This is a genomic window from Pseudomonas sp. BP11-1-1 (assembly GCF_052112105.1).
In the GTDB taxonomy this organism is placed as follows: Bacteria; Pseudomonadota; Gammaproteobacteria; order Pseudomonadales; family Pseudomonadaceae; genus Aquipseudomonas; species Aquipseudomonas alvandae.
Window position 1 is genome coordinate 41,704 of sequence record NZ_JAUTYU010000014.1, and the last position, 24,974, is coordinate 66,677.

The 24,974-nt window shown below is 60.4% G+C and carries 26 protein-coding genes and 1 pseudogene; 15 read left to right on the forward strand and 12 right to left on the reverse strand.

Annotation, left to right across the window (positions count from 1 at the left end):
* The first annotated feature begins 80 nt into the window (after positions 1–80).
* Complete coding sequence (gene sthA / locus Q7C33_RS22130) at positions 81–1,475, forward strand: Si-specific NAD(P)(+) transhydrogenase (RefSeq protein ID WP_003183399.1); 1,395 nt, start codon at positions 81–83, stop codon at positions 1,473–1,475.
* Positions 1,476–1,517: 42 nt separating this feature from the next.
* Here sthA and Q7C33_RS22135 read toward each other — a convergent pair whose 3' ends face one another.
* A complete protein-coding gene (locus tag Q7C33_RS22135) occupies positions 1,518–2,240 on the reverse strand; it encodes a glycerophosphodiester phosphodiesterase (protein ID WP_030139963.1) in 723 nt (240 codons plus the stop codon).
* Positions 2,237–2,833 carry a PilZ domain-containing protein gene (locus Q7C33_RS22140; RefSeq protein ID WP_030139964.1) on the reverse strand — a complete coding sequence of 199 codons (597 nt, stop codon included), beginning with the start codon at positions 2,831–2,833 and terminating at the stop codon, positions 2,237–2,239. The genes Q7C33_RS22135 and Q7C33_RS22140 overlap by 4 nt, the downstream gene beginning before the upstream one ends.
* 94 nt (positions 2,834–2,927) lie before the next feature.
* On the opposite strand from Q7C33_RS22140, the gene Q7C33_RS22145 reads away from it, so the two are divergent.
* From Q7C33_RS22145 to Q7C33_RS22155, 3 genes are all read left to right on the forward strand, one after another.
* Positions 2,928–4,178: a lipoprotein-releasing ABC transporter permease subunit gene (locus Q7C33_RS22145; RefSeq protein WP_407684168.1), complete on the forward strand. Its 1,251-nt coding sequence runs from the start codon at positions 2,928–2,930 to the stop codon at positions 4,176–4,178.
* Positions 4,171–4,869, forward strand: a complete 699-nt coding sequence (gene lolD, locus Q7C33_RS22150; RefSeq protein WP_407684169.1) for a lipoprotein-releasing ABC transporter ATP-binding protein LolD — start codon at positions 4,171–4,173, stop codon at positions 4,867–4,869. Before Q7C33_RS22145 ends, lolD begins: the two co-directional genes overlap by 8 nt.
* A 63-nt stretch (positions 4,870–4,932) precedes the next feature.
* A complete protein-coding gene (locus tag Q7C33_RS22155; RefSeq protein ID WP_030139967.1) occupies positions 4,933–6,177 on the forward strand; it encodes a lipoprotein-releasing ABC transporter permease subunit in 1,245 nt (414 codons plus the stop codon).
* A 162-nt stretch (positions 6,178–6,339) separates the two neighbouring features.
* Here Q7C33_RS22155 and Q7C33_RS22160 read toward each other — a convergent pair whose 3' ends face one another.
* Both Q7C33_RS22160 and Q7C33_RS22165 read right to left on the reverse strand, forming a co-directional pair.
* Complete coding sequence (locus tag Q7C33_RS22160) at positions 6,340–7,689, reverse strand: heavy metal sensor histidine kinase (protein ID WP_198797822.1); 1,350 nt, start codon at positions 7,687–7,689, stop codon at positions 6,340–6,342.
* Positions 7,686–8,366: a heavy metal response regulator transcription factor gene (locus Q7C33_RS22165; RefSeq protein ID WP_030139969.1), complete on the reverse strand. Its 681-nt coding sequence runs from the start codon at positions 8,364–8,366 to the stop codon at positions 7,686–7,688. The genes Q7C33_RS22160 and Q7C33_RS22165 overlap by 4 nt, the downstream gene beginning before the upstream one ends.
* Positions 8,367–8,524: 158 nt before the next feature.
* Here Q7C33_RS22165 and copI point away from each other — a divergent pair, with 158 nt between their 5' ends.
* Together copI and queF are read left to right on the forward strand one after the other, a co-directional pair.
* Positions 8,525–9,049 (forward strand): copper-resistant cuproprotein CopI, encoded by a 525-nt coding sequence (copI, locus tag Q7C33_RS22170; protein ID WP_030139970.1) that lies wholly within the window; start codon positions 8,525–8,527, stop codon positions 9,047–9,049.
* A 60-nt stretch (positions 9,050–9,109) separates the two neighbouring features.
* Positions 9,110–9,940, forward strand: a complete 831-nt coding sequence (gene queF, locus Q7C33_RS22175) for an NADPH-dependent 7-cyano-7-deazaguanine reductase QueF (protein WP_030139971.1) — start codon at positions 9,110–9,112, stop codon at positions 9,938–9,940.
* Positions 9,941–10,042: 102 nt separating this feature from the next.
* On the opposite strand, the gene Q7C33_RS22180 is transcribed toward queF, so the two are convergent.
* Positions 10,043–10,306, reverse strand: coding sequence for a DUF4404 family protein (locus Q7C33_RS22180; protein WP_198797821.1), 264 nt, complete (start codon positions 10,304–10,306; stop codon positions 10,043–10,045).
* 109 nt (positions 10,307–10,415) lie between these two features.
* Positions 10,416–11,036 carry an HAD family phosphatase gene (locus Q7C33_RS22185; protein ID WP_198797820.1) on the reverse strand — a complete coding sequence of 207 codons (621 nt, stop codon included), beginning with the start codon at positions 11,034–11,036 and terminating at the stop codon, positions 10,416–10,418.
* A gap of 200 nt (positions 11,037–11,236) precedes the next feature.
* On the opposite strand from Q7C33_RS22185, the gene Q7C33_RS22190 reads away from it, so the two are divergent.
* The 3 genes from Q7C33_RS22190 (at position 11,237) to rssC (ending at position 13,934) form a co-directional block, all read left to right on the forward strand.
* The gene (locus Q7C33_RS22190) at positions 11,237–11,926 is read left to right on the forward strand and encodes an MlaA family lipoprotein (protein WP_030139974.1); all 690 of its coding nucleotides are present in this window, start codon (positions 11,237–11,239) and stop codon (positions 11,924–11,926) included.
* A gap of 344 nt (positions 11,927–12,270) precedes the next feature.
* Complete coding sequence (gene rssB / locus Q7C33_RS22195) at positions 12,271–13,452, forward strand: two-component system response regulator RssB (RefSeq protein ID WP_030139975.1); 1,182 nt, start codon at positions 12,271–12,273, stop codon at positions 13,450–13,452.
* Positions 13,452–13,934 carry an anti-sigma factor antagonist RssC gene (gene rssC, locus Q7C33_RS22200; protein WP_181286889.1) on the forward strand — a complete coding sequence of 161 codons (483 nt, stop codon included), beginning with the start codon at positions 13,452–13,454 and terminating at the stop codon, positions 13,932–13,934. The genes rssB and rssC overlap by 1 nt, the downstream gene beginning before the upstream one ends.
* Before the next feature lie 219 nt (positions 13,935–14,153).
* Here the strand turns inward: rssC and tal are convergent, their stop codons facing one another.
* The 5 genes and pseudogenes from tal to Q7C33_RS22225 all read right to left on the reverse strand — a co-directional run bounded on the left by tal (position 14,154) and on the right by Q7C33_RS22225 (position 17,916).
* Entirely contained in the window at positions 14,154–15,080 is a 927-nt protein-coding gene (tal, locus tag Q7C33_RS22205; protein ID WP_198797819.1) for a transaldolase, read from the reverse strand.
* Between the two features lie 178 nt (positions 15,081–15,258).
* Positions 15,259–16,254 (reverse strand): tRNA dihydrouridine(20/20a) synthase DusA, encoded by a 996-nt coding sequence (gene dusA, locus Q7C33_RS22210; protein WP_198797818.1) that lies wholly within the window; start codon positions 16,252–16,254, stop codon positions 15,259–15,261.
* A 100-nt stretch (positions 16,255–16,354) separates the two neighbouring features.
* Positions 16,355–17,026 carry a metallophosphoesterase gene (locus Q7C33_RS22215; RefSeq protein ID WP_407684170.1) on the reverse strand — a complete coding sequence of 224 codons (672 nt, stop codon included), beginning with the start codon at positions 17,024–17,026 and terminating at the stop codon, positions 16,355–16,357.
* Between the two features lie 116 nt (positions 17,027–17,142).
* A pseudogene (locus Q7C33_RS22220) lies at positions 17,143–17,746 on the reverse strand (putative adenosine monophosphate-protein transferase Fic).
* The gene (locus tag Q7C33_RS22225; RefSeq protein WP_085987050.1) at positions 17,746–17,916 is read right to left on the reverse strand and encodes a YhfG family protein; all 171 of its coding nucleotides are present in this window, start codon (positions 17,914–17,916) and stop codon (positions 17,746–17,748) included. Before Q7C33_RS22225 ends, Q7C33_RS22220 begins: the two are co-directional and overlap by 1 nt.
* Positions 17,917–18,077: 161 nt before the next feature.
* Here Q7C33_RS22225 and Q7C33_RS22230 point away from each other — a divergent pair, with 161 nt between their 5' ends.
* The 5 genes from Q7C33_RS22230 (at position 18,078) to Q7C33_RS22250 (ending at position 22,528) form a co-directional block, all read left to right on the forward strand.
* Entirely contained in the window at positions 18,078–19,298 is a 1,221-nt protein-coding gene (locus Q7C33_RS22230) for a putative DNA modification/repair radical SAM protein (RefSeq protein WP_407684171.1), read from the forward strand.
* Entirely contained in the window at positions 19,289–20,140 is an 852-nt protein-coding gene (locus Q7C33_RS22235; protein ID WP_033864492.1) for a TIGR03915 family putative DNA repair protein, read from the forward strand. Before Q7C33_RS22230 ends, Q7C33_RS22235 begins: the two co-directional genes overlap by 10 nt.
* 189 nt (positions 20,141–20,329) lie before the next feature.
* Complete coding sequence (locus Q7C33_RS22240) at positions 20,330–20,605, forward strand: hypothetical protein (RefSeq protein ID WP_030139990.1); 276 nt, start codon at positions 20,330–20,332, stop codon at positions 20,603–20,605.
* A 338-nt stretch (positions 20,606–20,943) separates the two neighbouring features.
* Positions 20,944–21,630 carry a cysteine hydrolase family protein gene (locus Q7C33_RS22245; protein ID WP_033864494.1) on the forward strand — a complete coding sequence of 229 codons (687 nt, stop codon included), beginning with the start codon at positions 20,944–20,946 and terminating at the stop codon, positions 21,628–21,630.
* A gap of 4 nt (positions 21,631–21,634) precedes the next feature.
* Positions 21,635–22,528 carry a LysR family transcriptional regulator gene (locus Q7C33_RS22250; protein WP_198797811.1) on the forward strand — a complete coding sequence of 298 codons (894 nt, stop codon included), beginning with the start codon at positions 21,635–21,637 and terminating at the stop codon, positions 22,526–22,528.
* On the opposite strand, the gene Q7C33_RS22255 is transcribed toward Q7C33_RS22250, so the two are convergent.
* Entirely contained in the window at positions 22,517–23,434 is a 918-nt protein-coding gene (locus Q7C33_RS22255; RefSeq protein WP_198797810.1) for a LysR substrate-binding domain-containing protein, read from the reverse strand. The genes Q7C33_RS22250 and Q7C33_RS22255 overlap by 12 nt on opposite strands.
* A 226-nt stretch (positions 23,435–23,660) precedes the next feature.
* On the opposite strand from Q7C33_RS22255, the gene Q7C33_RS22260 reads away from it, so the two are divergent.
* Positions 23,661–24,968 (forward strand): dicarboxylate/amino acid:cation symporter, encoded by a 1,308-nt coding sequence (locus Q7C33_RS22260; protein ID WP_030139994.1) that lies wholly within the window; start codon positions 23,661–23,663, stop codon positions 24,966–24,968.
* Positions 24,969–24,974: the final 6 nt, after the last annotated feature.

The following is a 24,974-nucleotide window of genomic DNA, read 5'->3' on the forward strand; positions in this document are numbered from 1 at the left end:
TTGTTCCTTCATGCCGCCGGCCGGCATGATTTAGCCGTCGGTGCCAAGCGTGGCATCGCGGCCTGTTCTGAGGAGTACGCATGGCTGTCTACAACTACGACGTGGTAGTACTGGGTTCCGGCCCTGCTGGGGAAGGCGCGGCAATGAACGCGGCCAAGGCAGGGCGCAAAGTGGCGATGGTCGACAGCCGTCGGCAGGTTGGCGGCAACTGCACCCACTTGGGTACCATCCCGTCCAAGGCCTTGCGTCACTCGGTCCGGCAGATCATGCAGTTCAACACCAACCCGATGTTCCGGGCCATCGGCGAGCCGCGCTGGTTCTCCTTCCCTGACGTGCTCAAGAGCGCCGAGAAGGTGATCTCCAAGCAAGTGGCCTCGCGTACCGGCTACTACGCCCGCAACCGCGTGGATGTGTTCTTCGGCACCGGCAGCTTCGCCGACGAGCAGACCGTCGAAGTGGTCTGCGGCAATGGCGTGGTCGAGAAGCTGGTGGCCAAGCACATCATCATCGCCACCGGTTCGCGCCCGTATCGCCCGGCCGATATCGATTTCAACCATGCGCGTATCTACGATAGCGACACCATCCTGAGCCTGGGTCACACCCCGCGTAAGCTCATCGTCTACGGTGCCGGCGTGATCGGTTGCGAATACGCCTCGATCTTCAGCGGCCTGGGCGTGCTGGTGGAACTGGTGGACAACCGCGGCCAGTTGCTGAGCTTCCTGGATTCGGAAATTTCCCAGGCCCTGAGCTATCACTTCAGCAACAACAACATCACCGTGCGCCACAACGAAGACTATGATCGCGTCGAAGGCGTCGACAACGGCGTGATCCTGCACCTCAAGTCCGGCAAGAAGATCAAGGCCGACGCCTTGCTCTGGTGCAACGGTCGTACCGGCAACACCGACACCCTGGGCCTGGAAAACATCGGCGTGAAGGTCAACAGCCGTGGCCAGATCGAAGTCGACGAGAACTACCGCACTTGCGTGCCGAACATCTACGGTGCCGGTGACGTGATCGGTTGGCCGAGCCTGGCCAGTGCCGCCCACGACCAGGGCCGTTCGGCCGCCGGCAGCATTGTCGACAACGGCAGCTGGCGCTTCGTCAACGACGTACCGACCGGCATCTACACCATTCCGGAAATCAGCTCGATCGGCAAGAACGAGCAGGAGCTGACCCAGGCCAAGGTGCCTTATGAAGTGGGCAAGGCCTTCTTCAAGAGCATGGCGCGGGCGCAGATCGCCGGTGAGCCGCAAGGCATGCTGAAGATCCTCTTCCATCGCGAGACGCTGGAAGTACTGGGCGTGCACTGCTTCGGCTACCAGGCTTCGGAGATCGTGCATATCGGCCAGGCGATCATGAACCAGCCGGGCGAACTGAACACGCTCAAATACTTCGTCAACACCACGTTCAACTACCCGACCATGGCCGAAGCCTATCGGGTCGCGGCGTACGACGGGCTCAACCGGCTTTTTTGAGCGGCTCCGGCCGGTGGCCTGAGCCGGCCGGGGAGACCGATTTCAGCAATTCTCGAGGGTGGCAGTGGCCAAACCGGGAAAGTCTGTAATCAGGCTGTCAGCGCCAAAATCGGCGAGCCTGCGCATGAGCGCGGGCTCGTTGACCGTCCACACCGATACATGCAGCCCCTGGCGCTGCGCCTTGATCAGGCGTTCCGGCGTGCACAGGGTCCAGTTCAACGCCAGAATCTCGCAGCCGTAGCTCTGGGCGACCTTCAACGGGTCGAGCCAGGCGTATTCGGCCACCAGTCCACGGGAAATGTCCGGGGTCAGGTCCAGGGCCGCCTTGAGCACTTCCCGGGAGCTGGAGGTGATGGTGATCCTGTCCAGCAGCCCGAAGCGTTGGGCCATTTCACGAATGCCCAGCACGGTCGCGGCGGCACGGGTGCGTGACGCGCTTTTCACCTCGAGCTGCCAGTGTTCGAAATCACATTTTTCGAACAGTTCTTCCAGTCGCGGAATCGGGCACGGCTTGATCCAGCCCGGGCCGCCCTTGCGCGCATCGTAGGTCACCAGTTCGGCGGCGGTGTGTTCGACCACCTTGCCCCGGCGATCCGTGGTGCGCTTGAGGGTCGGGTCGTGGATTACCATCAACTCGCCGTCCATGGACAAGTGCAAGTCCAGCTCGCAACGGCGCACGCCGTGCTTGAGGCATTCCTGGAAACCGGTGAGGGTGTTTTCCGGTGCTTCGCCCTTGGCGCCGCGGTGGCCATAGATGAGGGTCACGGTTCTTCCTTATTGATGCCAGATTCGTTCAGTTCCCGGGCCAGGCGCCGTTCTTGCGCCTGTTTTTGCAGGATGTAGCGGGCCAACAATTGACGCTGGGCGTCGGTCGGGTGTTCAAACTCGGTGCCGACGTCGTAGCCGCCACCCTTCGGATCGCAATGGGTGACCCGCGCCCGCAACAACAAGCCGAGGGCCTGGGGCATCAACACCAGCTTGACCGACAGGTGCGCCCCGACGGCGATGGGGGTGGGGTATTGGAAGTCGATACCGCCTTCGGAAATGATCACCGGCTGGGGTTCGCCGATTTCACCAAGCACGGTCACGGCGATGACCTGGCTGAGCAGGTCGATGCGTTTGTTCATCGCCTTGAGGTACGCCGCGATGCTGCGCTCGCGCTCGCTGATCTGGCGCAACAGGTGCTGTGACTCGAATTCGCTCAGGTGCAGTTCGCTGAGCAGATTGAACAGTGGGGACTCATCCTGCAACACTTCCTGGCTGGCAGCTTCAGGAATGGACAGGGGCCGAATTTCCAGTGCGATCGTGTCCTCGATACGGTAGTATTCGCGGCGATCTTCTTCATCTAATGTCGACATGGCGAACCCATGGTAGCGGCGGTGGTCTGAGTGTAAAGCTGGTTTGTGACCCCCGCCACAAGGACGTTCCTTTTCCCTCCGAACAAGCCCCGACATGTTCAGACCTCTCTTCGTATTCATCGGCACGCGTTATACCCGTGCAAAGCGTCGCAATCATTTCGTATCGTTCATTTCCCTGACGTCCATCATCGGACTGGCCCTTGGCGTGGTCGTGATGATTGTCGTGCTGTCGGTGATGAACGGCTTCGACCATGAGATGCGCACCCGCGTGCTGGGCATGGTGCCCCACGCGACCCTCGAAACCGGCGAAGCCATCAGCGATTGGCCGAGCCTGGCTGCCAAGGTCAAGCAGAACCCGCAGGTGCTGGCCGTCGCGCCGTTCACCCAGATGCAAGGGCTGCTGACCAATGACGGCAAGGTCTCCAAGGTCTTGCTCAACGGCATCGACCCGGCGCTGGAACGGCAAGTGTCGATCATCGACAACTTCATGAAGCAGGGCAAACTCGACGACTTGGCGCCGGGCGATTTCGGCATCGTGATTGGCGACAAGGCCGCGGCCAAGCTCGGCGTGGCCATCGGCGACAAGCTGACCTTCGTCGCGCCGGAAGTCACCGTCACGCCGGGCGGCATGTTCCCGCGCATGAAGCGCTTTACCGTGGTCGGCATTTTCCACGTGGGTGCTGGTGAGCTGGACGGCTACCTCGGCGTGACCAATCTCCAGGATCTCGCCCGCCTGCACCGCTGGAAACCGGACCAGGTCCAAGGCCTGCGGTTGAAATTCGATGACCTGTTCCAGGCGCCGCGCGTTGCCTGGAACATCGCCCAGCAGCTTGGCGAAGACCGTTACTATGCCCGCGACTGGACGCGCACCCACGGCAACCTGTACCAGGCGATCCGCATGGAAAAAGCCATGATCGGCCTGCTGCTGTTGCTGATCGTCGCCGTGGCGGCGTTCAACATCATCTCCACGCTGGTGATGGTGGTGAACGACAAGAAGGGCGACATCGCGATCCTGCGCACCCTCGGCGCCACGCCGGGACAGATCATGCGCATCTTCATGGTCCAGGGCACCGTTATCGGTGTCATCGGTACGTTCGTCGGGGCCCTGGTCGGGATGTTCGCCGCGCTGAACGTCAGCGCCGCGATTGCCGGTCTCGAAACCCTGATCGGGCACAAGTTTCTCAACGCCGACGTGTACTTCATCGACTACCTGCCATCGCAGTTGCAGGCCAACGATGTGTTGATGGTCTGCGGCGCCGCGTTGGTCCTGAGTTTCCTCGCCACCCTGTATCCAGCCTGGCGTGCCGCACGCACCCAGCCTGCGGAGGCGTTACGTTATGAGTGAGTCGGGCATGAGTGAACAAGCAATCTTGAGCTGCCGTAACCTGGGCAAATCCTACGAGGAAGGGCCGGAGTCGGTGGTGGTGTTGTCGGGCCTGCAACTGGAGCTGCACCCGGGCGAGCGCGTGGCGATTGTCGGCACCTCCGGGTCGGGCAAAAGTACCTTGCTCAACCTGTTGGGCGGGCTGGACACGCCAACCACCGGCAGTGTCTGGCTGGCCGGCGAAGAACTCTCGGCGTTGAACGAGAAGGCCCGCGGCCTGCTGCGTAACCGCTCCCTGGGTTTCGTCTACCAGTTCCACCATTTGCTGCCTGAATTCACCGCCCTGGAAAACGTCTGCATGCCGCTGCTGATCGGCCGCACGGCGATTCCCGAGGCGCGTCAGCGCGCCACTGCACTGTTGGAGCGGGTAGGGCTGGGCCATCGCCTGGAGCACAAGCCGGCCGAGCTGTCCGGTGGCGAGCGCCAGCGCGTGGCGATTGCCCGGGCGCTGGTCAACAAGCCCGGCCTGGTGATGCTCGACGAGCCAACCGGCAACCTCGATTCCCATACCGCCCAGGGTATCCAGGACTTGATGCTGGAGCTCAGCACCTCGATGCGCACAGCGTTCCTGGTGGTGACCCACGATATGAACCTGGCCCGCCAGATGGACCGCGTCCTGCATTTGCAGGAAGGTTGCCTGACGCCCATCTGACCGACCGAAACCCGGTGCCTGATGCAGGCGCCGGGTCTTTTATTTTCATACGGTGCCCAGCGAATGTTCAGACCGTTATCGATTTTCATCGGCACGCGCTATACCCGCGCCAAGCGCCGCAATCGCTTTGTTTCGTTTATTTCCATGACGTCGATGATCGGCCTCGCCCTTGGCGTATTGGCGATGATCGTGGTGTTGTCGGTGATGAACGGCTTCCAGCGTGAAATGAGTTCGCGGATCCTTGGCATGGTCCCCCACGCCACTATCGTCGGCGTGAACCCGATCGACGATTGGCAGCCGGTAGCTGCCGCCGCGCTGAAGAATCCCGAAGTCACCGCTGCCGTTCCGTTCACGGAAATGGAAGGCATGCTCAGCCATAAGGGGTCGATGCAGCCGATCCAGATCAGTGGTGTCGATCCGGCGCAGGAAGGCAAGGTGTCCATCGTCGCCCAGCATATCGTCCAGGGGCGCCTCGACGCCCTTAAGCCGGGTGAATATGGCGTGGTGATCGGCGAGATCACGGCCCGGCGTTTCCGCCTGAATGTCGGTGACAAGCTCACCTTGATCGTGCCGGAAGTCAGTACCGCACCGGGGGGCATCACGCCACGGATGCAGCGCCTGAACGTGGTCGGTGTGTTCAAGGTCGGCGCCGAGCTGGACGGCTCCATGGCGCTGATCCACCTGGCTGACGCCGCGCAGATGCAGCATTGGCAGCCGAACCAGGTGCAAAGCGTGCGGCTGGCGGTGAAAGATTTGTACGCGGCGCCGAAGGTCTCCGGCGACATCGCCACCGGTCTCGGCGCGAACTACAAGGCCGACGACTGGACCCACACCCAGGGCAGCCTGTTCAGCGCCATGAAAATGGAAAAGACCATGATCGGCTTGCTGCTGCTGATGATCGTCGCGGTGGCGGCGTTCAACATCATCGCCACGCTGATCATGGTGGTGAACGACAAGGGCGCGGACATCGCCATCCTGCGCACCATCGGCGCCACGCCGCGGCAGATCATGGCGATCTTCATGGTCCAGGGCACGGTGATCGGCATCGTCGGAACGTTGATCGGTGGCGTGCTGGGGGTGATTGCGGCGTTGAATGTCAGTGAGCTGGTGGGCTGGCTGGAACGGGTCAGTGGGCAGCACATCTTCAGTTCCGACGTGTATTTCGTCAGCAACCTGCCTTCGGAGTTGCAGCGTGGCGACGTAGTGCTGATCTGCTCTGCCGGGTTCATCCTCAGCTTCCTCGCCACCGTGTATCCGGCATGGCGCGCGGCGAAGATCGAACCGGCGCAGGCGTTGCGGTATTCCTGATAATCCAGGAACGACTGCGCGATCCTTGTGGCGAGGGGATTTATCCCCGCTGGGGTGCGAAGCGCCCCTAATCCTTCGGCCACCGCAGTGTGTCAGGCCTGATGAAGGGGGCCGCTTCGCAGCCCAACGGGGATAAATCCCCTCGCCACAGATTTGTTCGCCTCACTTGTTTTTGGGCAGTTCAATCACGAACCGCGTCCAGCCCTCGGCCGATTCGCATCTGATATCTCCTCCATGGGCGCGGATGATCGAGCGGGTGATGGCCAGCCCAAGTCCTGCATGTTCGCTGCTGCCTTCCTGGCGGGACGGGTCGGCGCGATAAAAACGGTCGAACAGGCGTGGTAGCAAATCCGCTGGAACGCCTTCGCCGTTGTTCTCCACGCACACGCTCACTCCTTGACCCACATCGACAATCCGCACGCGCACTTCGCCGCCACTGGGGGTGAAGCGCAGGGCATTGTCCAATAGGTTGGAAAGGGCTCGGCGCAGCATGTTGCGGTCACCCTCGATCAGGCTCTCGCCGTCGCGACCCAGGCGTACATTGAAGTCCTCGGCCAGGGGCGCGAAGAAGTCCAGCAAGATGTCCACTTCCTCGGCCAATTGCAGCGGTTCGCGATGGAGCGCCAGCAGGCCATGATCAGCCTTGGCCAGGTACAGCATGTCGTTGACCAGTTGCGCCATCCACTGCAGTTCTTCGAGATTGCCGTGCAATGCCTCGCGATAGTCTTCCAGCGAACGCTCGCGGGTGAGGGTGACCTGGGTGTGGGTCAGCAGGTTGGACAGCGGCGTGCGCAGTTCATGGGCGATGTCGGCGGAGAACGCAGAGAGGCGTTGAAACGCATCGTCCAGGCGACCGAGCATGTCGTTGATGCTGCGGGCCAATTCCGCCAGTTCGACGGGCATATGCTCTTCCGGCAGCCGAGCATTGAGGGAGCGGGCCGAAACGCTGCTGGCGATCGCACCCATGCGTCGCAAGGGGCGCAGGCCACGCCGGGCCGCCCAGGCACCGAGCAGGGCGGTGGCCAGTGCCGAGAGGCCGACGGTCAGCCAGATCAGCCGCTGCATACGTTGCAGGAAGTGTTGGTGATGGGTGATGTTCAGCAACAAGGTCAGTTGGGGTGAGTCGGTGCGATCGGGGTACAGCAGCGCGTTCAGCACCCGATAGTCATTGTCTGCATCGCGAAGCGTGGACAGGCCGGGGCGTTCCGGTAGTTCGGGCGGCGCCGGGATCGGGCTGCCATGCCACTGGGTGCCGTTGCTGTCCTTGATGCGCAAGGTCAGGTCCGCCTGGCGGCTCAACTCATCGTCCAGGCGCATCCGGGGATCATGTCCGTGGGTGTCTTGCACGGCGCGCCGTACGCCGATCAGTTGGGTTTCGAGCAGTTGTCGGTCCAGCTCCACGAAGTGCGCCTCGCTGCCGCGGCTGAACAACACGCCCGCGAATAGCGACACGACGGCGGTGCAGGCGGCGAAGAGCAGCGCTAGCCGATTGCTCAGTGACCACCGGCTCACAGGCTGCGCTCTTCAAGGACATAGCCCATGCCGCGCACGGTGTGGATCAGCTTGTTGGGAAACTCGTCGTCGACCTTGAGCCGCAAGCGGCGGATCGCCACCTCGATGACGTTGGTGTCACTGTCGAAATTCATGTCCCAGACTTGCGAGGCAATCAGCGACTTTGGCAATACTTCGCCCTGACGCCGCAGCAGCATCTCCAGCAAGGCGAACTCCTTTGCGGTCAAATCGATGCGCCGGCCGCTGCGCTCAACGCGACGCCGAATCAGGTCCAGGCGCAGGTCCGCCAGTTGCAGGCTGGTTTCCTGGGGCGTCGAGCTGCCACGGCGCAACAGGCTGCGCACCCGGGCCAGCAGTTCGGAAAAGGCAAAGGGCTTGACCAGGTAATCATCGGCGCCCAGTTCCAGGCCATGCACGCGATCCTGTACCGCATCGCGCGCGGTCAGGAACAGCACTGGCGTGTCCAGGCCGGCCCCGCGCACGGCTTGCAGGATCTGCCAGCCATCACGACCGGGCAGCATCACGTCGAGTATCAGCAGCGCGTATTCATCGCTCAGGGCCAATTGCTGGCCGGTGATGCCGTCTGCCACCAGGTCGGCGTTGAAGCCGGCTTCGCTCAAGCCTTGGCGCAGGTATTGGCCGGTTTTCAGTTGGTCTTCGACAATCAGCAGTTTCATGGGCGGCTCGAGGCTGTATTTGTACCAGGGCGTTATACCGTGGCGCATGGGCGGGCGGGCCAACCTGACAAACTTGTAATGCAAATGTCAGTCAACTGGCAGTCGCGCCTGCTTAGAGTCTTCGGCAAGTTGAACCCTTCTCTTGTTGGAGTATGAACATGTTGATGATAAATCGCCTGGTCCTGGCCGCCTCTGTGCTGGCGTTGAGTGTGTCGTCCTGGGCGTCGCCGGGCCACTTTGATTTCGGCCAACCCGCGCCGGCAGCCAAGGCCAGTCGCAGTATCGAAGTGGTGATGGGCGACATGTCATTCAATCCCAAGACGCTGGACATCAAGGCCGGCGAGACGGTGCGGTTTGTATTGGTCAACAAAGGGCAGTTGTTGCATGAGTTCAACCTGGGCGATGCGGCGATGCACGCGGAGCACCAGCAGGAGATGCTCAAGATGCAACAAGAGGGCATGTTGTCTCCCACTGGGATGCAATCGGGCATGGACCATGCCGCCATGAGCCACGGGGATAAAGGCGGGATGAACCACGACGACCCCAACAGCGTACTTGTGCAGCCAGGCAAGACCGGCGAATTGACCTGGACGTTCAGCAAGGCCACTCGCCTGGAGTTCGCCTGCAATGTGCCCGGCCATTATCAAGCCGGGATGAAAGGCGACCTGACAGTCAGTCAGTAAGCGCTCAAGGCGGTGGCAAAGGCTGGTAGAATCCGCTGATTCTTCAGTCAGGTTTCCGTCATGCATCCCGCAGCCGAACATTCGCCGCTGGGCAAATCCAGCGAATACATCGCTACGTACACGCCGTCCTTGTTGTTCCCCATCCCGCGTACCGCAAAGTGGGCGGAGTTGGGGCTGACGGCCGAGACCCTGCCGTACAAAGGCGTGGACTTCTGGAACTGCTTCGAATTGTCCTGGCTGTTGCCGTCCGGCAAGCCAGTGGTGGCCATCGGTGAATTCGCGATCCCGGCGGATTCGCCGAACATCATCGAATCCAAGTCCTTCAAGCTGTACTTGAACTCGTTGAACCAGACGCCGTTCGCAGACACTGCGAGCCTGGAAGCGACCTTGCGCCAGGATCTATCGGCAGCGGCGGGCAAACCGGTGGCCGTGCGCATTCGCAGCCTCAAGGATGTAGAGAGCGAAGGCGTCGTGGCACTGCCTGGGGTTTGCATTGACGAACTGGACATCAGCGTCGACTCCTACGAGCATCCGCGTCCAGAGCTGCTGCGTTGTGATGACTCGCGCGTTGTGGAGGAAAGCCTGCACAGCCATCTGCTCAAGTCCAACTGCCCGGTGACCAGCCAGCCGGATTGGGGCAGCGTGGCGGTGGAGTACCGTGGCGCGGCACTGGATCATGCCAGCCTGCTGGCCTATATCGTCAGCTTCCGCCAGCATTCGGATTTCCATGAGCAGTGCGTCGAGCGGATCTTTCTCGACCTGCAACGCTTGCTCAAGCCGGAGAAATTGACCGTGTACGCACGGTATGTGCGGCGTGGTGGGTTGGATATCAATCCGTATCGCAGCACTGAAGAGGTGACGTTGCCGAACCATCGCCTGGTTCGCCAATAATCGCCCTTGTGGGAGCGGGCTTACTCCCACAGGGAGTTGCATTTCGGATCGCGGATATTGAAAAGCCCTGCTGGCGATAGCAGGGCTTTGCTGTTTTGAAGGTCAGATCCCCATGCTGCCCAAGGTATTGACGATATTGCGCAGTGTTCCAGCAATCGTTGGATGCTCCACCTCAAAGCGCTCTACGGCCAGGTTCACCCCGTCGACCAGATTGTTGTCCTGAACCTGGTTTTCCAGTTCGATCTGGGATTCGATCTGCGCCATCAACTCGTGCAGATGTTCGCGCTCTGGCTCAGACAGCGGCGGGTTCTGGTCCAATTGCTCGCGCAGTGTGTTGAGCTGTTCTTGCAAGTCGCGGGCAGGCATTGGCGTACTCCCTTTATTGATAGGCACTGCCATGGACCGCGACGCAGCGTCAAAAGTCCATGGCCTGCCTTAAGAGTAATCCACACTCACGCGCCCTGCATGATCCCGGTCAGGGCTTCTCGCCTTTTTGCCTGCGCAGGCTGATGTCGGCCAGGCAAGTGTCCAGTTCGCCCAGGTGATCAATCACCGAATGCACGCCTAGACTGAACAATTGCACGGTCGCCTTGGCGCGCTTGATCTCCCGGTCTTGTTGGCTCAGGTCTTGCCACTCGGCCGGCGACAGGCCGCACAACGAGCCGCAGGAGGCCAATCCGATGGTCCATAATCCCGCGTTGAGCCCTGATTGCAGCAGCCTTGGCTCTCCGCTGACCAATACACAACCGTCCAGTTGCTGGACATCCAACGCCATCAGCGCTTGCCAACAGGCATGTGGCGCTGGCCAAGGATTATTTGTTGCAGGAAGTTGCGGCGCTTTGATCGACCCAGGCAACGTGGCGGCCAGCCGATGACTGACGGCAGGAGGCAATTCGTCGAGCCAGGCACAGGGGATATTCAGGTGCTGCAAGCGTTGCAGGCTTTCCAGGGCGCCGGGTGTCGGTTGGGCGTGATCCGTGGGCGTCGCCCCTGGCTGGCGAATGCGCGATCCGAAATCCACCAGGCATCCGCTCAGGCCGAACAGTACAGCGGTAAGACTGGGAGCGGGGAGGGGCAGGGCTTCGGCGCGTGGCATGGGAACGTCCTTGAAATAACCCGCAGCCTAACGGGTCGCGATGACAGTCCGGTGACAGGGAAATGAAGGCGGCGCGTTGTGGAATCTTCCTACGGGCGCTTCTTTTTCAATGCTGCCTATCCGCGTGTTCCGTCTTATACTAGCGGCCTCACCGCCTGGGCTCGGCGCCCTTGCCTGATCAATCCAAGGAGTTTTTCCCTATGCGCTGGAGCCATCGTCTAGCTCAGCTGTGTCTTTCCGCCAGCGTCCTGCTGGTGCCGTTCGCCAGTCAGGCCGCCACGGAAGAAGACCCTTGGGAAAGCATCAACCGTCCCATCTTCACGTTCAACGACACCATTGATACCTACGCGCTCAAGCCGCTGGCCCAGGGTTATCAATACGTGACGCCGCAATTCCTCGAGGACGGCATCCACAACATGTTCCGCAACATCGGCGATGTCGGCAACCTGGCCAACAACGTGCTGCAAGCCAAGCCGGCCGCCGCCGGGGTCGACACCGCCCGATTGATCTTCAACACCACTTTCGGCCTGCTGGGCTTCTTTGACGTAGGCACTCAAATGGGCCTGCAGCGCAGCGATGAGGATTTTGGCCAGACCCTGGGCTATTGGGGGCTGGGCAGCGGGCCGTACGTCATGCTGCCGTTGTTGGGGCCGAGCACCTTGCGTGATGCGCCGGCCAAGCTGGTGGACAGCTACACCACGCCTTATCCCTACATCGACAACGTTTCGGTGCGTAATTCGATCTGGGGCCTGAATATTGTCGATACCCGCGCCAGCCTGTTGTCCGCGGAAAAACTGGTGAGCGGCGACAAATACGTCTTCATTCGCAACGCGTTCCTGCAGAACCGCGAATTCAAGGTCAAGGATGGCCAGGTCGAAGACGATTTTTGATCTCGTCCCGTAGAGCGCGGAAGGCGGCCCGAAAGGCCGCCTTCTTTGCATCGACGTCACGTTTGAGCGGGTTTGGTCCTTCCATTGAGTTACGCTTCGCTCGGTTCTTATAACTCTCTGTACTTTGACAAATGATGACGGCAAGCGACCGTCTGCATGAGCTTGAAACGCCCCGCGGATGGGAGTACCGTCTGCGCCTTAGAAGGGCACCTCTGTGTAACAGTGTGTAGGGCAAAGGCCTGAAGCCGGTACGACAGAGAGGCTAGAAAGCGAATCCAGTAGTGCGTGCCAGGCCATGCCGCCCCGCCCGCTACGCCAACCTAATTCTGGCGCCGTTTGCCCACATGCCAAAAACCAGTGCCACGCTGCTGATAATCGATGATGACGAAGTGGTGCGAGCCAGTCTCGCCGCCTACTTGGAAGACAGTGGTTTCAGCGTCTTGCAGGCCAGTAACGGCCAACAGGGTCTTCAGGTATTCGAACAGGAGAAGCCCGACCTGGTCATCTGCGACCTGCGCATGCCGCAGATGGGCGGACTCGAACTCATTCGCCAGGTCACCGAGATCTCCTCGCAGACCCCAGTGATCGTGGTGTCGGGCGCGGGCGTCATGAACGATGCGGTCGAGGCCTTGCGCCTGGGCGCGGCGGATTACCTGATCAAGCCCCTTGAAGACCTCGCGGTGCTCGAGCACTCGGTGCGTCGGGCCTTGGATCGTTCGCGCCTGCTGGTGGAAAACCAGCGCTATCGCGAAAAGCTGGAAACCGCCAATCGCGAGCTCGAGGCAAGCCTGAACCTGCTGCAGGAAGACCAGAACGCCGGGCGCCAGGTGCAGATGAACATGCTGCCGGTCAGCCCTTGGACCGTCGACGATTTTCGCTTTGCCCACCAGATCATCCCGTCGTTGTACCTGTCGGGCGACTTCGTGGACTATTTTCGCGTCGATGAGCGACGAGTGGCGTTCTACCTGGCGGATGTTTCCGGCCACGGCGCTTCGTCGGCATTCGTGACGGTACTGCTCAAATTCATGACCACGCGGCTGTTGTTCGAATCCAAGCGCAACGGTACGTTGCCGGAATTCAAGCCTTCGGAAGTCCTTGGGCATATCAACCGGGGCCTGATCAGCTGTAAGCTGGGCAAACACGTCACGATGGTCGGTGGAGTCATCGACGAGGAGACTGGTTTGTTGACGTATAGCATCGGCGGTCACCTGCCGTTGCCTGTGTTGTATACACCTGACAGTGTTCGTTACCTGGAAGGGCGTGGTTTGCCGGTAGGCCTGTTCAACGAGGCCACCTACGAAGACCACATTCTGGAGCTGCCACCGACGTTCAGCCTGACGCTGATGTCTGATGGCATTCTGGACCTTTTGTCAGAACCTACACTCAAAGAGAAAGAAGCGGCCTTGCCTGAGCGGGTGAGTGCGGCGGGCGGCAGCCTGGAAGGCCTGCGCCAAGTGTTTGGATTAGCCACGCTAGGGGAGATGCCGGATGATATCGCCCTGTTAGTGTTGAGCAGGAACCTTTGATGAGTACCGGTAGAATCCAGTTCGCCGAGCAGGACGGCACCTTTGTCCTGAAGTTTGTCGGTGAAGTGCGCCTGACCTTGTGTTCGGCGCTGGATGCGACAATCGAGAAGATCTTCACCGCGCTGAATTTCAACGCCATCGTGATCGATCTGACCGAAACCCGCAGCATCGACAGCACCACTTTGGGCCTGCTGGCCAAGCTGTCGATCCTGTCGCGGCAAAAGGTTGGCCTGTTGCCGACTGTCGTCACCACCCACAACGACATTACCCGTCTTCTCCAATCGATGGGCTTCGACCAGGTGTTCAACATCGTTGGCGATCCGGTTCCGTGTCCGGAATGCCTGGATGACCTGCCTGATCAGGACCAGTCCGAAGAGGAAGTGCGGATCAAGGTGCTTGAAGCCCACAAGATCCTCATGGGGCTGAACGATTCCAATCGTGAAGCGTTCCATGACCTGGTGAATGCGCTGGAGCGGCCTTGATTCTTGAGCGTGTGTAGACCGAATTGACGCTTTCGCGAGCAGGCTCGCTCCCACAGTGTCTTGCGTTGGGCCGCAGCCTTTGGAGCTGCCCCTAATTCTCCTGTGGGAGCGAGCTTGCTCGCGAATGGCCTGCACAGGCGCCAGATTTCTCAGGCTGAGCCGCATAAAAAAAGGGCGAACCCACCAAGGTTCGCCCTTTTTCATGCCTTGCGAGTCAGCTCAAAGCTTGGCTTGCAGCAACGCCTCCAACTTCTCTTGGTCCCGGGCGAACTGACGGATGCCTTCAGCCAGTTTCTCGGTCGCCATGGCGTCCTCGTTGGACAACCAGCGGAATTGCGCTTCGTTGAGGCTCAGGCGCGCTTCTCCAGCTTGCCCAGGCGCCAGTTTGCGTTCCAGCTTGCCTTCATCGGTGGCCAGTTTCTCCAGCAGTTCAGGGCTGACGGTCAAGCGGTCGCAACCGGCCAGTTGTTCGATCTGGTTGAGGTTGCGGAAGCTTGCGCCCATGACCACGGTCTTGTAGTCATTGGACTTGTAGTAGTTGTAGATGCGCGTCACCGACTGCACGCCCGGGTCGTCCGCGCCGGTGTAGTCGTTGCCGTTGGCTTTCTTGTACCAATCGTAGATACGGCCCACGAACGGCGAGATCAGGAATACCCCGGCATCGGCACAGGCGGCGGCCTGGGCGAAGGAGAACAGCAGCGTCAGGTTGCACTGGATGCCTTCGCGCTCGAGTTTCTCGGCGGCGCGGATGCCTTCCCAGGTCGAAGCGATCTTGATCAGGACGCGGTCCCGGCCAATGCCGGCTTTTTCGTACAGGTCTACCAGACGATGCGCTCGCTTGAGCATGGCTTCGGTGTCGAACGACAGGCGTGCATCCACTTCGGTGGAGATGCGCCCGGGAATCACTTTCAGAATCTCCTGGCCCACTGCGACGCCAAAGCGGTCGCTGGCCAGGCCTACGTCGCCCTTGCAGTCCGCCACGCAGGCGTTCAGCAGCTCGGCATAACCGTGCATTGCCGAGGCCTTGAGCAGCAGGGAAGGGTTGGTGGTGGCGTCGACGGGCTTGATGCGGGCGATGGCTTCGAAGTCGCCAGTATCGGCCACGACGGTAGTGAACTGCTTGAGTTGTTCCAGCTTGGAAGTCATGAGCGTGCTCTGTCCTATGGGTCCGTTGACATTACCCGAGGGCTGGCAGCCACTCAAGGGCGTGAAGAGGTATCGATGGCCCCAGCGGCAACAACCTGGAAACGGCTGTTTGAATGGCCGGGGCAACTGTCGGTAGATACGATGCCAAAACCGCGCGCAGGTTCAAAGCAAGTGACGGTTAACGCCCTTCCAGCAACTGCCCCGCCTGGTCCAGCAGCGCCAACGGATCCTTGGCCTTGTGGATATCTACCGACAACAACTGCCGGAACCGCCGCGCGCCCGGGAATCCCGTGCCCAGTCCCAGCACATGGCGGGTGATGTGGTGCATGGCACCGCCGTTCGCCAAGTGATCGGCAATATACGGCCGCAGCTTTGCCAAGGCCTCGGCCCGAGTGATGATGGGGGCAGTGCTGCCAAACAACTGCTGATCCACTTCGGCCAGCAGATACGGGTTGTGGTAGGCCTCGCGACCCAGCATCACACCGTCAAACGTCTGCAGATGCTCGTGGCAGGCCTCCAGCGTCTTGATCCCACCGTTGAGCACGATTTCCAGCTCAGGAAAATCCGCTTTCAACCGCGCTACCACGTCGTAACGCAGCGGCGGGATGTCGCGATTCTCCTTCGGCGACAACCCCTCCAAGATCGCAATCCGCGCGTGCACGGTAAAACTGGTGCAGCCGGCGTCACGCACCGTCCCGACGAACTCGCACAACTGCTCGTAGCTGTCGCGACCATTGATCCCGATCCGATGCTTGACCGTCACCGGGATCGACACCGCATCCCGCATCGCCTTCACGCAATCGGCCACCAATTCTGGATGCCCCATCAGGCACGCGCCGATCATGTTGTTCTGCACCCGATCGCTTGGGCAGCCGACGTTGAGATTGACCTCATCGTAACCGTGCTCCTGGGCCATTCGGGCGCAAGCGGCCAAGTCGCCGGGAACGCTGCCGCCCAGCTGCAGGGCCAGCGGATGCTCGGTTTCGTGATGGCGCAGGAAGCGCTCGTGATCGCCATTGAGCAGGGCGCCGGTGGTGACCATTTCGGTGTAGAGCAGGGCGTGTTTGGAGAGGATGCGCAGGAAGTAGCGGCAGTGGGCGTCAGTCCAGTCCATCATCGGCGCCACGCTGAAGCGGCGGGACACGGACTGTTGCGAAGTTTCTTGAAGAGGCATGGGAATCTGGAGGCGGATGCGAAGGGCGCACAGTTTATCAGGTATGGGACGGCAGCGAATGCCGTCGGCCCTGGACCGATGAGCGAGGCAGTCCCTTACCTCACTGCGTCATGCCTATGCTGAAAACAGATTGGCTGCTGATTTCCACCAGGCTCAGTGCTCCGTCGGAAAAGGAGCAGCCAGTGTCCACATAGACAATGTTGCCGAGGCGCGTGACGGTGGGGACTGATGAATGTCCGACATAGAGTTCGTGGATGCCCTTTATGGGAGTAGGGTCCTGCTGTTCGATCCTGTCCCGGGCATACAAGGCTTCCGCCAAGGCTTGTTGTTGAACCTGCTTTCCGAGTGCCCCGGTAATGGCGTCTTTCGCACCTTGCCAATCATTATCCAGCCCGAAAAACGGCGCTTGGGCATGTACGATTCCAATCGTTTTATTAGCCGATAAGTCGATTTCGATAATGAGTGGAAGTGCTTGAAGGGCTTTTAGAAGTTGGTCTTGGATGGCCGGGTTCAACGCGTAGAGCCAGGCTCCGCCGTTGCGGATGTGCCTGGGTTTGTCTCCGTGGCCGCGGATGCCGTCGATCACCATTTGTTCATGGTTGCCGCGTACCGCGTGAAACCAGGATTTTCCAAGCCAATTCAATACATCTTCGGAGTCGGGGCCGCGATCGATGAGGTCGCCTACGGAAAAAATCCGGTCTATTTCGGTATCGAACTCGAGGTTGTCCAAGGCCTTCGCCAAAAGCTTGAAATGCCCATGTACGTCGCCCACGACAAAGTCTCGGCCTTGCTCGTTTGGGGGAAAGGAGGCAATCCGGTACATACAGAGGGTTTCGGCAGGGTTGGCTGGCACGGAATGTATCACTTAAGCGAGGAAGTGCAGATAACTTATGGTCGGGATTGTATCGGCTGTCCAATGCACTTCTTGAAAACCGTTTCCATAGGCTCGAGTACGCAGTTGTAGGCCGCGATGTTGGCGCTGATCCATTCGTCTTTTTCGATGCCCCACCAACTGATTTCGAAACCCGTTCATGATGAGGTGCTCGAACAGGATGCGCTGGGCGCGGCCATTGCCTTCGCGGAAGGGGTGAACGACGTTGATATCGGAATACGCATCCGCCACGGCCACGATCAGTTCTGCTCGGCCCATCCCTTCGAACCAGTTCGCCGCTGCCATCCTGGCAAAGATTTTATTGGCTTCCTTTTCCATGTATTCGGGTTGGCAGAAACGCGTGTCCTGCTTGGCCATGCCGACGGTTCGCAACTGTCCAGCCCATTCGAACAAGTCGGCGAACAAGGCGCGATGGATATTCTGGAGGTAAGCCAGGCTGTAAGGAGGAGGGGTGAATTCGACGTCGCTTGCCGCGATGGCCGAGAGTTGTTGTTCGGCTTCGCCCAGGGTGGGTTCGTCGCGGATATCGAGTTTGTTGCGCAGGACCGTGGAGCCGGGATAACAGTAGGCGTCCTCGCCGACGCCATATTTGTCCGGCATCAGGCTCGGGTCTTGGTGAAGGTTTTCAAGACATCTTCACGGGAAGGCAGCTTGCGTTCGCCGTCCTCGAAAGACACTTTGAAACCTTCCAGGCGCAGGCTGGCCGCGTAGTTGGACCTGCGCGTCCTGGCCGCGTAGGCCTTTTTTGTTTCAAGGCTGACAGTGCCCATGGGGTTGGACCTCGAATCGCGTGAATGACCGGATTATAGCCCATCATGGTGCCGATGAATCCACCAGTCACACTCTGCTCGTTGGTTGGATTGACCAGCGGAGCTTGCATCGCGGTCAATCTCCAAATACTGTGTATGCATACAGTATTTGAGAATCTTCCATGGAGCTTATCGCCAAGCTCGGCATTCTTGCCGACGCCGCCAAATATGACGCGTCCTGTGCCAGCAGTGGTGCTCCCAAGCGCAGTTCGCGTGGTCGGGACGGGCTTGGGGCCACTGACGGCATGGGGATCTGCCATAGCTACACGCCGGATGGGCGCTGTGTATCGCTGCTCAAGGTGTTGTTGACCAATTTCTGCTTGTACGACTGCCAGTACTGCGTCAACCGTCGCTCCAGCAACGTGCCGAGGGCGCGTTTCACACCCGAAGAAGTGGTCCGGCTGACCCTGGATTTCTACCGTCGCAATTGCATCAGCGGTCTGTTCCTGAGCTCCGGCATCATTCGCTCGGCCGACTACACCATGGAGCAACTGGTCCGGGTGGCGCGGTTGCTGCGCGAGGAGCATCACTTTCGAGGCTACATCCATCTCAAGGCCATTCCCGACGCGGATCCGCTATTGATCGAAGAGGCAGGGCGGCTGGCGGATCGCCTGAGCGTGAATATCGAATTGTCCTCCGAGGTGAGCCTCAAGCGCCTGGCGCCGGAAAAGCAATTGAAGACGATTCGCCAGGCCATGGGCACCATCCACGACGGTCAACAGGCAGTGGCCGGCGAACCGCGGGCGCCTCGCTTTGCCCCGGCCGGGCAGAGCACCCAGGTGATCGTCGGGGCGGATGCCACCGATGACCACGCCATCCTCAGCAATGCCGAGTCGCTCTATCAAGGCTACGGATTGCGGCGGGTCTATTATTCTGCCTTCAGCCCGATCCCCGAAAGCCCCGCCAGCGTGCCACTCGCCGCGCCACCTTTGCTGCGCGAGCACCGGCTCTACCAAGCCGACTTCCTGATGCGTGGCTACGGCTACAAGGCGGGCGAGCTGTTGACTACGTCCAGCAACCTGGACCTGGACATCGACCCCAAGCTGGCCTGGGCGTTGGCCAATCGCGATGTGTTTCCACTCGACCTTAACCGTGCCGAGCCGGCCTTGCTCGCGCGTATTCCCGGCATCGGCCTTCGTAGCGTGCAACGCCTGGTGGCACTGCGCAGGGAACGGCGGATTCGCTACGACGACCTGGTGCAGTTGCGTTGCGTGTTGGAAAAGGCCCGTCCGTTCATTGTGACCAGCGATTACCGACCCGCTGACGGCCAGGTGCGCAGCGGCTTGCTCCGAGCGCGCTTGCGCGATCCGCAGCGGCCCGTACAAATGGGGTTGTGGGCGTGATTGCATTGGATTGCGACGACGATTTCAGCACCTGGCGTAGTCAGGCCAGAACACTGTTGGGCCACGGAATCGACCCCAGCGACGTAACCTGGGCCCAAGGCCCCATGGCTGACCTGCTGGCCGTGCCGGCGGCATTGCCGCAAGGCCCGGGACCGTTCCAGACACGCGTCCCGGCGGGTCTGTTGGGACAATTGGAACAGGCCAGCCGCTACCAGGGCGAACAACGCTGGAACCTGTTGTACGAAGTGCTCTGGCGCGTCGCCCATGGTGATCGCACCGCTATGCTCGCTGGTGATCGATTGGGCAGCGAGCTGCAACGGCGCATCAAGCAGGTCAGCCGCGAAGCCCATCACCTTCATGCATTCGTGCGTTTCATACCCTTGCCGCCTGCGGTCGCTGAACAACTGCAACTGGACCTTGTGGCTTTCCACCAGCCGGCCCACGACATCCTTGAAAGCGCGAGCGGGCATTTTGCCGAGCGATTGGGTCGACAACGCTGGCTGATCGCAACGCCCCGCGACGGCATTCGTTTCGATGGGCATTCGCTGGACTACCAGCGCCGTTGCCCCGAGCAATGGCAACAATGGGCCCGCCACGCCGAAGACCCCGGCGCGGAATTGTGGCGCACCTATTATCGACACATCTTCAACCCGGCGAGGCTCAACCCCACCGCGTTGCGCCAACACATGCCGGGGCGATTCTGGAAGCACTTGCCGGAAGGGGATTTGATTCCGCAGTTGGTGGGGCAGGCGCGGCAGGGGAAGCAGAGGGATGGGCAGGCATTGGAGGTGGGAAGGCAAATCGGTAAGCGAATAGTTGCTGGTGCCGTCGCTAACGAATAGCTAAACAAGCTGCGAACCCAACGCCGGACAGCCTCATCGGAAATTTCCCTCAAACTGCGTCGCTTCCGGCCGACTATCCGCCAATCGCCCCGCACGTTAAATTCCTTCCGTCGCTGCAAATTCAGCGGCAGGGTGTGGAAGCCCTCACGAAACCTAGCCATTGAGCCCATCACGGCAGGAGAAACACCCATGTCCCGCTACATGCCCATCACCGGTATCGAAAACAATTTCCACGCCCTTCTGATCGACACGGAAGCACCTCTGGACGTGCTGCACGACACAGCCGCCTACCGAATCGCCGCTGTCACCCAGTTATTGGAGAACCTCGCGATGCGTTCCGAAATCAGCACCGACGCCGTCGTCCTGCACGACTTCGCGCAGGTATTGGCAATCCCTCTGCGCGACGGTTGTGATTTGCTGGATGTGATCGGACGACGTTTACAGGCACAACTTCTCGCGTCTTGATGCAGTCGGTGACCTTGCCAGGGTCGCCCTTGATGCTGGATAAAACGATGGACCCGTGGCGAGGGAGCTTGCTCCCGCTGGGGCGCGAAGCGGCCCCTAAACCAGCGAATTCGAAATGTCAGACACACCGCACCCGCCGATTCACGACTGCTTCGCAGCCGAGCGGGAGCAAGCTCCCTCGCCACGGGTTTGTCGACGTCCTTTAGCGAGCGGCAACGCCCCGATCACGGCTCACCTGTGCAAATCCTAAACAAGTCCTGTGCCGCCCACGCTGTGTTCGGGTGCCGGTCATGGCCCTAGCATTCCCTTCATTCACTCCACGAAAGAAGGAACTGTCCATGCAGCGTTTTACCCGTCGTTTCCTCTCCGCCTGTGTAATCTCAGGCGTTCTCGCCAGCGCCGGCGCCTCGGCCGAAACTCATCCAACTATCCGCGCCATGTCCGGCGCAGTGCCGGTCAGCCAGTTGCCTGCCGGTAAAACCGCGTTACTGGTGATCGATTTCCAGAACGAATACTTCACCGGTAAGATGCCGATCCCCGACGGCCCGGCAGCGCTGGCCAACGCCCGAAAGCTGATCGAGTTCGCCGATGAACACAAGATGCCCGTCTACCATGTCCGGCACATTGCACCCGCTGGTTCGCCAGTGTTCGCCATCGACGGTGAAACCGTGAAATTCCACCCCGACATGCAGCCCAGGGCCAAGGATCCGGTTTTGCAGAAAACCACCGTCAGCGTGTTTGGCAGTACCGATCTGGACAAGCGTCTTAAAGCCGCGGGTATTGAGAACGTGATCGTCTCCGGTCTCATGACACATGCGTGCGTGGCGGGCGCAGCCCGGGATGCGGCGCCGCTGAGCTATAACGTGTTGGTCGCGGCCGATGCATCGGCCACCCGCGCGATTACCCGGGTCAACGGAGAGTCGACCGACAAGGACGCCTTGCACCAGGCCGCGCTCGCCGAAATCGAGGACACGTTCGGCGATGTGATGAACACCGCCGAAATCATCAAGCTACCGGTGCGCTAACCCCATGAATCAGATGCTCGCCATGCGCGTGTTCCGCTGCGTCGTCGAGGCCCAGGGTTTTACAGCCGCCGCCGAGCGGCTGGGCACCACGCACTCGTCGGTCTCCCGACATTTGCAGCAATTGGAATCCGCGTTGGGCGTGCGTCTGATCAATCGCAATACCCGCCGCATGAGTCTTACGGCGGCGGGGGAAAGGTACTACGCAGCCTGCGTGGATATTCTTGATCGAGTCGATGCCGCGTCCCAAGCTGTCACGCAGGAACGCGAGCGTCCGTCCGGGCTGCTTCGGATCAGCGCGCCGTTGGTGGTCGGTACGCTGGAGCTGGCGCATTGGTTGCCAGCCTTCCAGGCGCAGTACCCAGACATCCAGATTGATTTGTCTTGCTCCGATCCGTTGGTCGATCTGGTGGCCGAGGGATTCGATGTGGCGCTACGCATCTGTGGGCCCCTGGCCGACAGCAGCCTGGTCGCGCGGTTGCTCAGCGTATCGCCGTTGGTGTTGGTCGCGGCGCCGGCCTACGTGTTCAAGCGTGGCTTGCCTCGCAGCGTTGCCGAACTCAACGACCATCGGCTACTCACCTATGGACCGGCTGGCCAATGGACGCTCGCCAATGCGAAGGGGGAATCGATTACCCTGGACTGTCACGGCACGTTTCACACAGACACCATCACTGCCTTGCACGCCTGTGCCTTGGCGGGTGGTGGCATTGCCGCATTTACCCTGGCGACGGTGCAGGATGACCTGCTGGCGGGAAGGTTGGTGCGGATTCTGCCTGAGCACACCCTTGGGGAACGGCACTACTACGCGCTTTATCCTCACGCCCGGCATCTGCCCGCCAAGGTGCGAGTGTTCGTCGATTACATGGCGCAGTACTACCAGGCGATGTCAGGCGGGTGAGCGCAGCGACGCGCCCTCCAGCGTTTTCCAGAGCTTGCGCATCGTTGGATTGCGATTGGCATTCGTGCAGTACGATCGAATCTCCAATCGCGTGCTCCATTGCTCATCGCCGGCCCTGACCAGCAGCCCTCGCGCCAGCTCATCGGCCACTGCGCTTTGTGGCAGCCACGCCACGCCGTAGCCCTCAACCGCCATGCGCATCAGCAGCATGGCCATGTCGGCCTCATAGCAGCGTTCCAGCGCAGTCGGTGTCGGGCCGTTCTTGATGACGATGTCGGCGACGCGACCCAGGAACGTAGTGGCCGTGTAGGCGAGGTACGGCACGGCCTTGCCGGAGCGGCCTGACAATGGGAACAGGGGTTCGCCTTTGCGGTTCGGTGCACAGAGTGGAATGAATGAATCATGACCGAGGGTCAGGCTGCCGAAACGCTCGGCGTCCAACAGGATGGGCGCCAATGGATGGTGATAAACCATCATCAAGTCGCAGCTGCCTTCCTCCAGGGCAATCACGGCGTCATGGATATTGGCGGCAACCACCCGGGCATTGAATTGTTCGTTGTGTTGCTGGAATTGCGCGAGCCACTTGGGCAAGAAAGTCATCGACAGGCTGTGACCCGCAGTGATCTGGATCGAGCGCCCCGGCATCCGCTCCACATCGCGCAGGGCCGAACGCAACCTCAACAGCCCGGCGAGTGCCTCTCTGCTCTCATCGCAAAAAGTGATCCCCGCCGCCGTCAACTGGACCGGATAAGTGCCACGGTCCACCAACTTGACGCCCACCCATTCTTCAAGCGAGCGAATACGTCGCGATAGAGCCGATTGCGTCACGCAGCGGACTTCGGCTGCCCGGGAGAAGTTTTTCCATTCGGCGATCGCCAGGAGGTCGTCCAGCCATTTGAGTTGCATCTAGAAATCCCTCGTCATGAAGGGATCATTCTAGGGTCCAATCCCCCGGCCCGTAGCGCCAAACACATAACTATTCCGAAAATGCATGAGCGTGGCCGGATTACTCATCATGCCGTTCGATGCTCTCCCTAGAATTGTTCTCGTAGCGCTGACGTCTCGCGGCTTCAGGCGAATCAGCGTGACCTGCCAAGTAATAAAAATCCAAGAACTACTTGAGGACAGCACCGTGAAAAAGAACAAGCTCCCGCGTCGAATTGCCATGGGCATCGCCCTGGGCGTGCTGGTGGGTTGGGCGTGTCACCATTTCGCAGGGAGCGAGCAAAGCGCCAAGGAAATCGCTGCATATTTCTCGATGGTCACCGACATTTTCCTGCGCATGATCAAAATGATCATTGCGCCACTGGTGTTCGCGACCTTGGTCGGTGGTATCGCCAGCATGGGCAACTCCCGCTCCGTAGGAAGGATTGGCGCCCGGGCGATGGGGTGGTTCGTGACGGCTTCGATTGTGTCGCTGTTGATTGGCATGGGGTTGGTCAACCTGTTCCAACCTGGCGCCGGATTGAATCTGGAAGTCGCCCAGCATGCGTCCGCAGCCGTGCCCGTCAACACTGGGGATTTCAGTCTCAAGGCGTTTATCGGCCATGTCTTTCCTCGAAGTATTGCCGAGGCAATGGCCAATAACGAGATCCTGCAAATCGTGGTTTTCTCGCTGTTCTTCGGCTTCGCGCTGGCAGGCGTCAAGCGCGCCGGTCACACGCGCATCACCGATTCCATCGAAGAATTGGCGAAGGTGATGTTCAAGATCACCGACTACGTGATGGCCTTTGCACCGATTGGTGTGTTCGCCGCCATCGCTTCGGCCATCACCACCCAGGGCCTGGGCTTGCTGGTGGATTACGGCAAGCTCATCGCCGAGTTCTACTTGGGCATCCTGATCCTCTGGGCGTTGCTGTTCGGTGCTGGATACGTGTTCCTTGGACGTTCGGTTTTTCATTTGGGCAAGCTGATCCGGGAGCCGATCCTGTTGGCCTTTTCCACCGCGAGCAGCGAATCCGCCTATCCGAAAACCATCGAGGCGCTGGAGAAATTTGGCGCGCCCAAACGCGTCTCCAGCTTCGTGCTGCCCCTGGGGTATTCGTTCAACCTCGACGGCTCGATGATGTATCAAGCGTTCGCGATCCTGTTCATTGCCCAGGCCTACAACATTGACCTGAGTTTCACTCAGCAGATGCTGATTCTTCTGACACTGATGATCACCAGCAAGGGCATGGCCGGCGTGGCCCGGGCATCGGTCGTGGTGGTCGCGGCGACGTTGCCGATGTTCAACCTTCCCGAGGCGGGGCTGTTGCTGATCATTGGCATCGACCAATTCCTGGACATGGCGCGTACGGCGACCAATGTGGTGGGTAACAGCATCGCAACGGCCGTTGTGGCCAAGGCCGAGCCATACGAAGAGCACGCCGAGGAAGCCTGCGAACAGCCCGCCGTCCGGTCTCGTGCCGAAGCGGCTCCCGGAACGGTCCCGGTTGTTTGAGGAGAA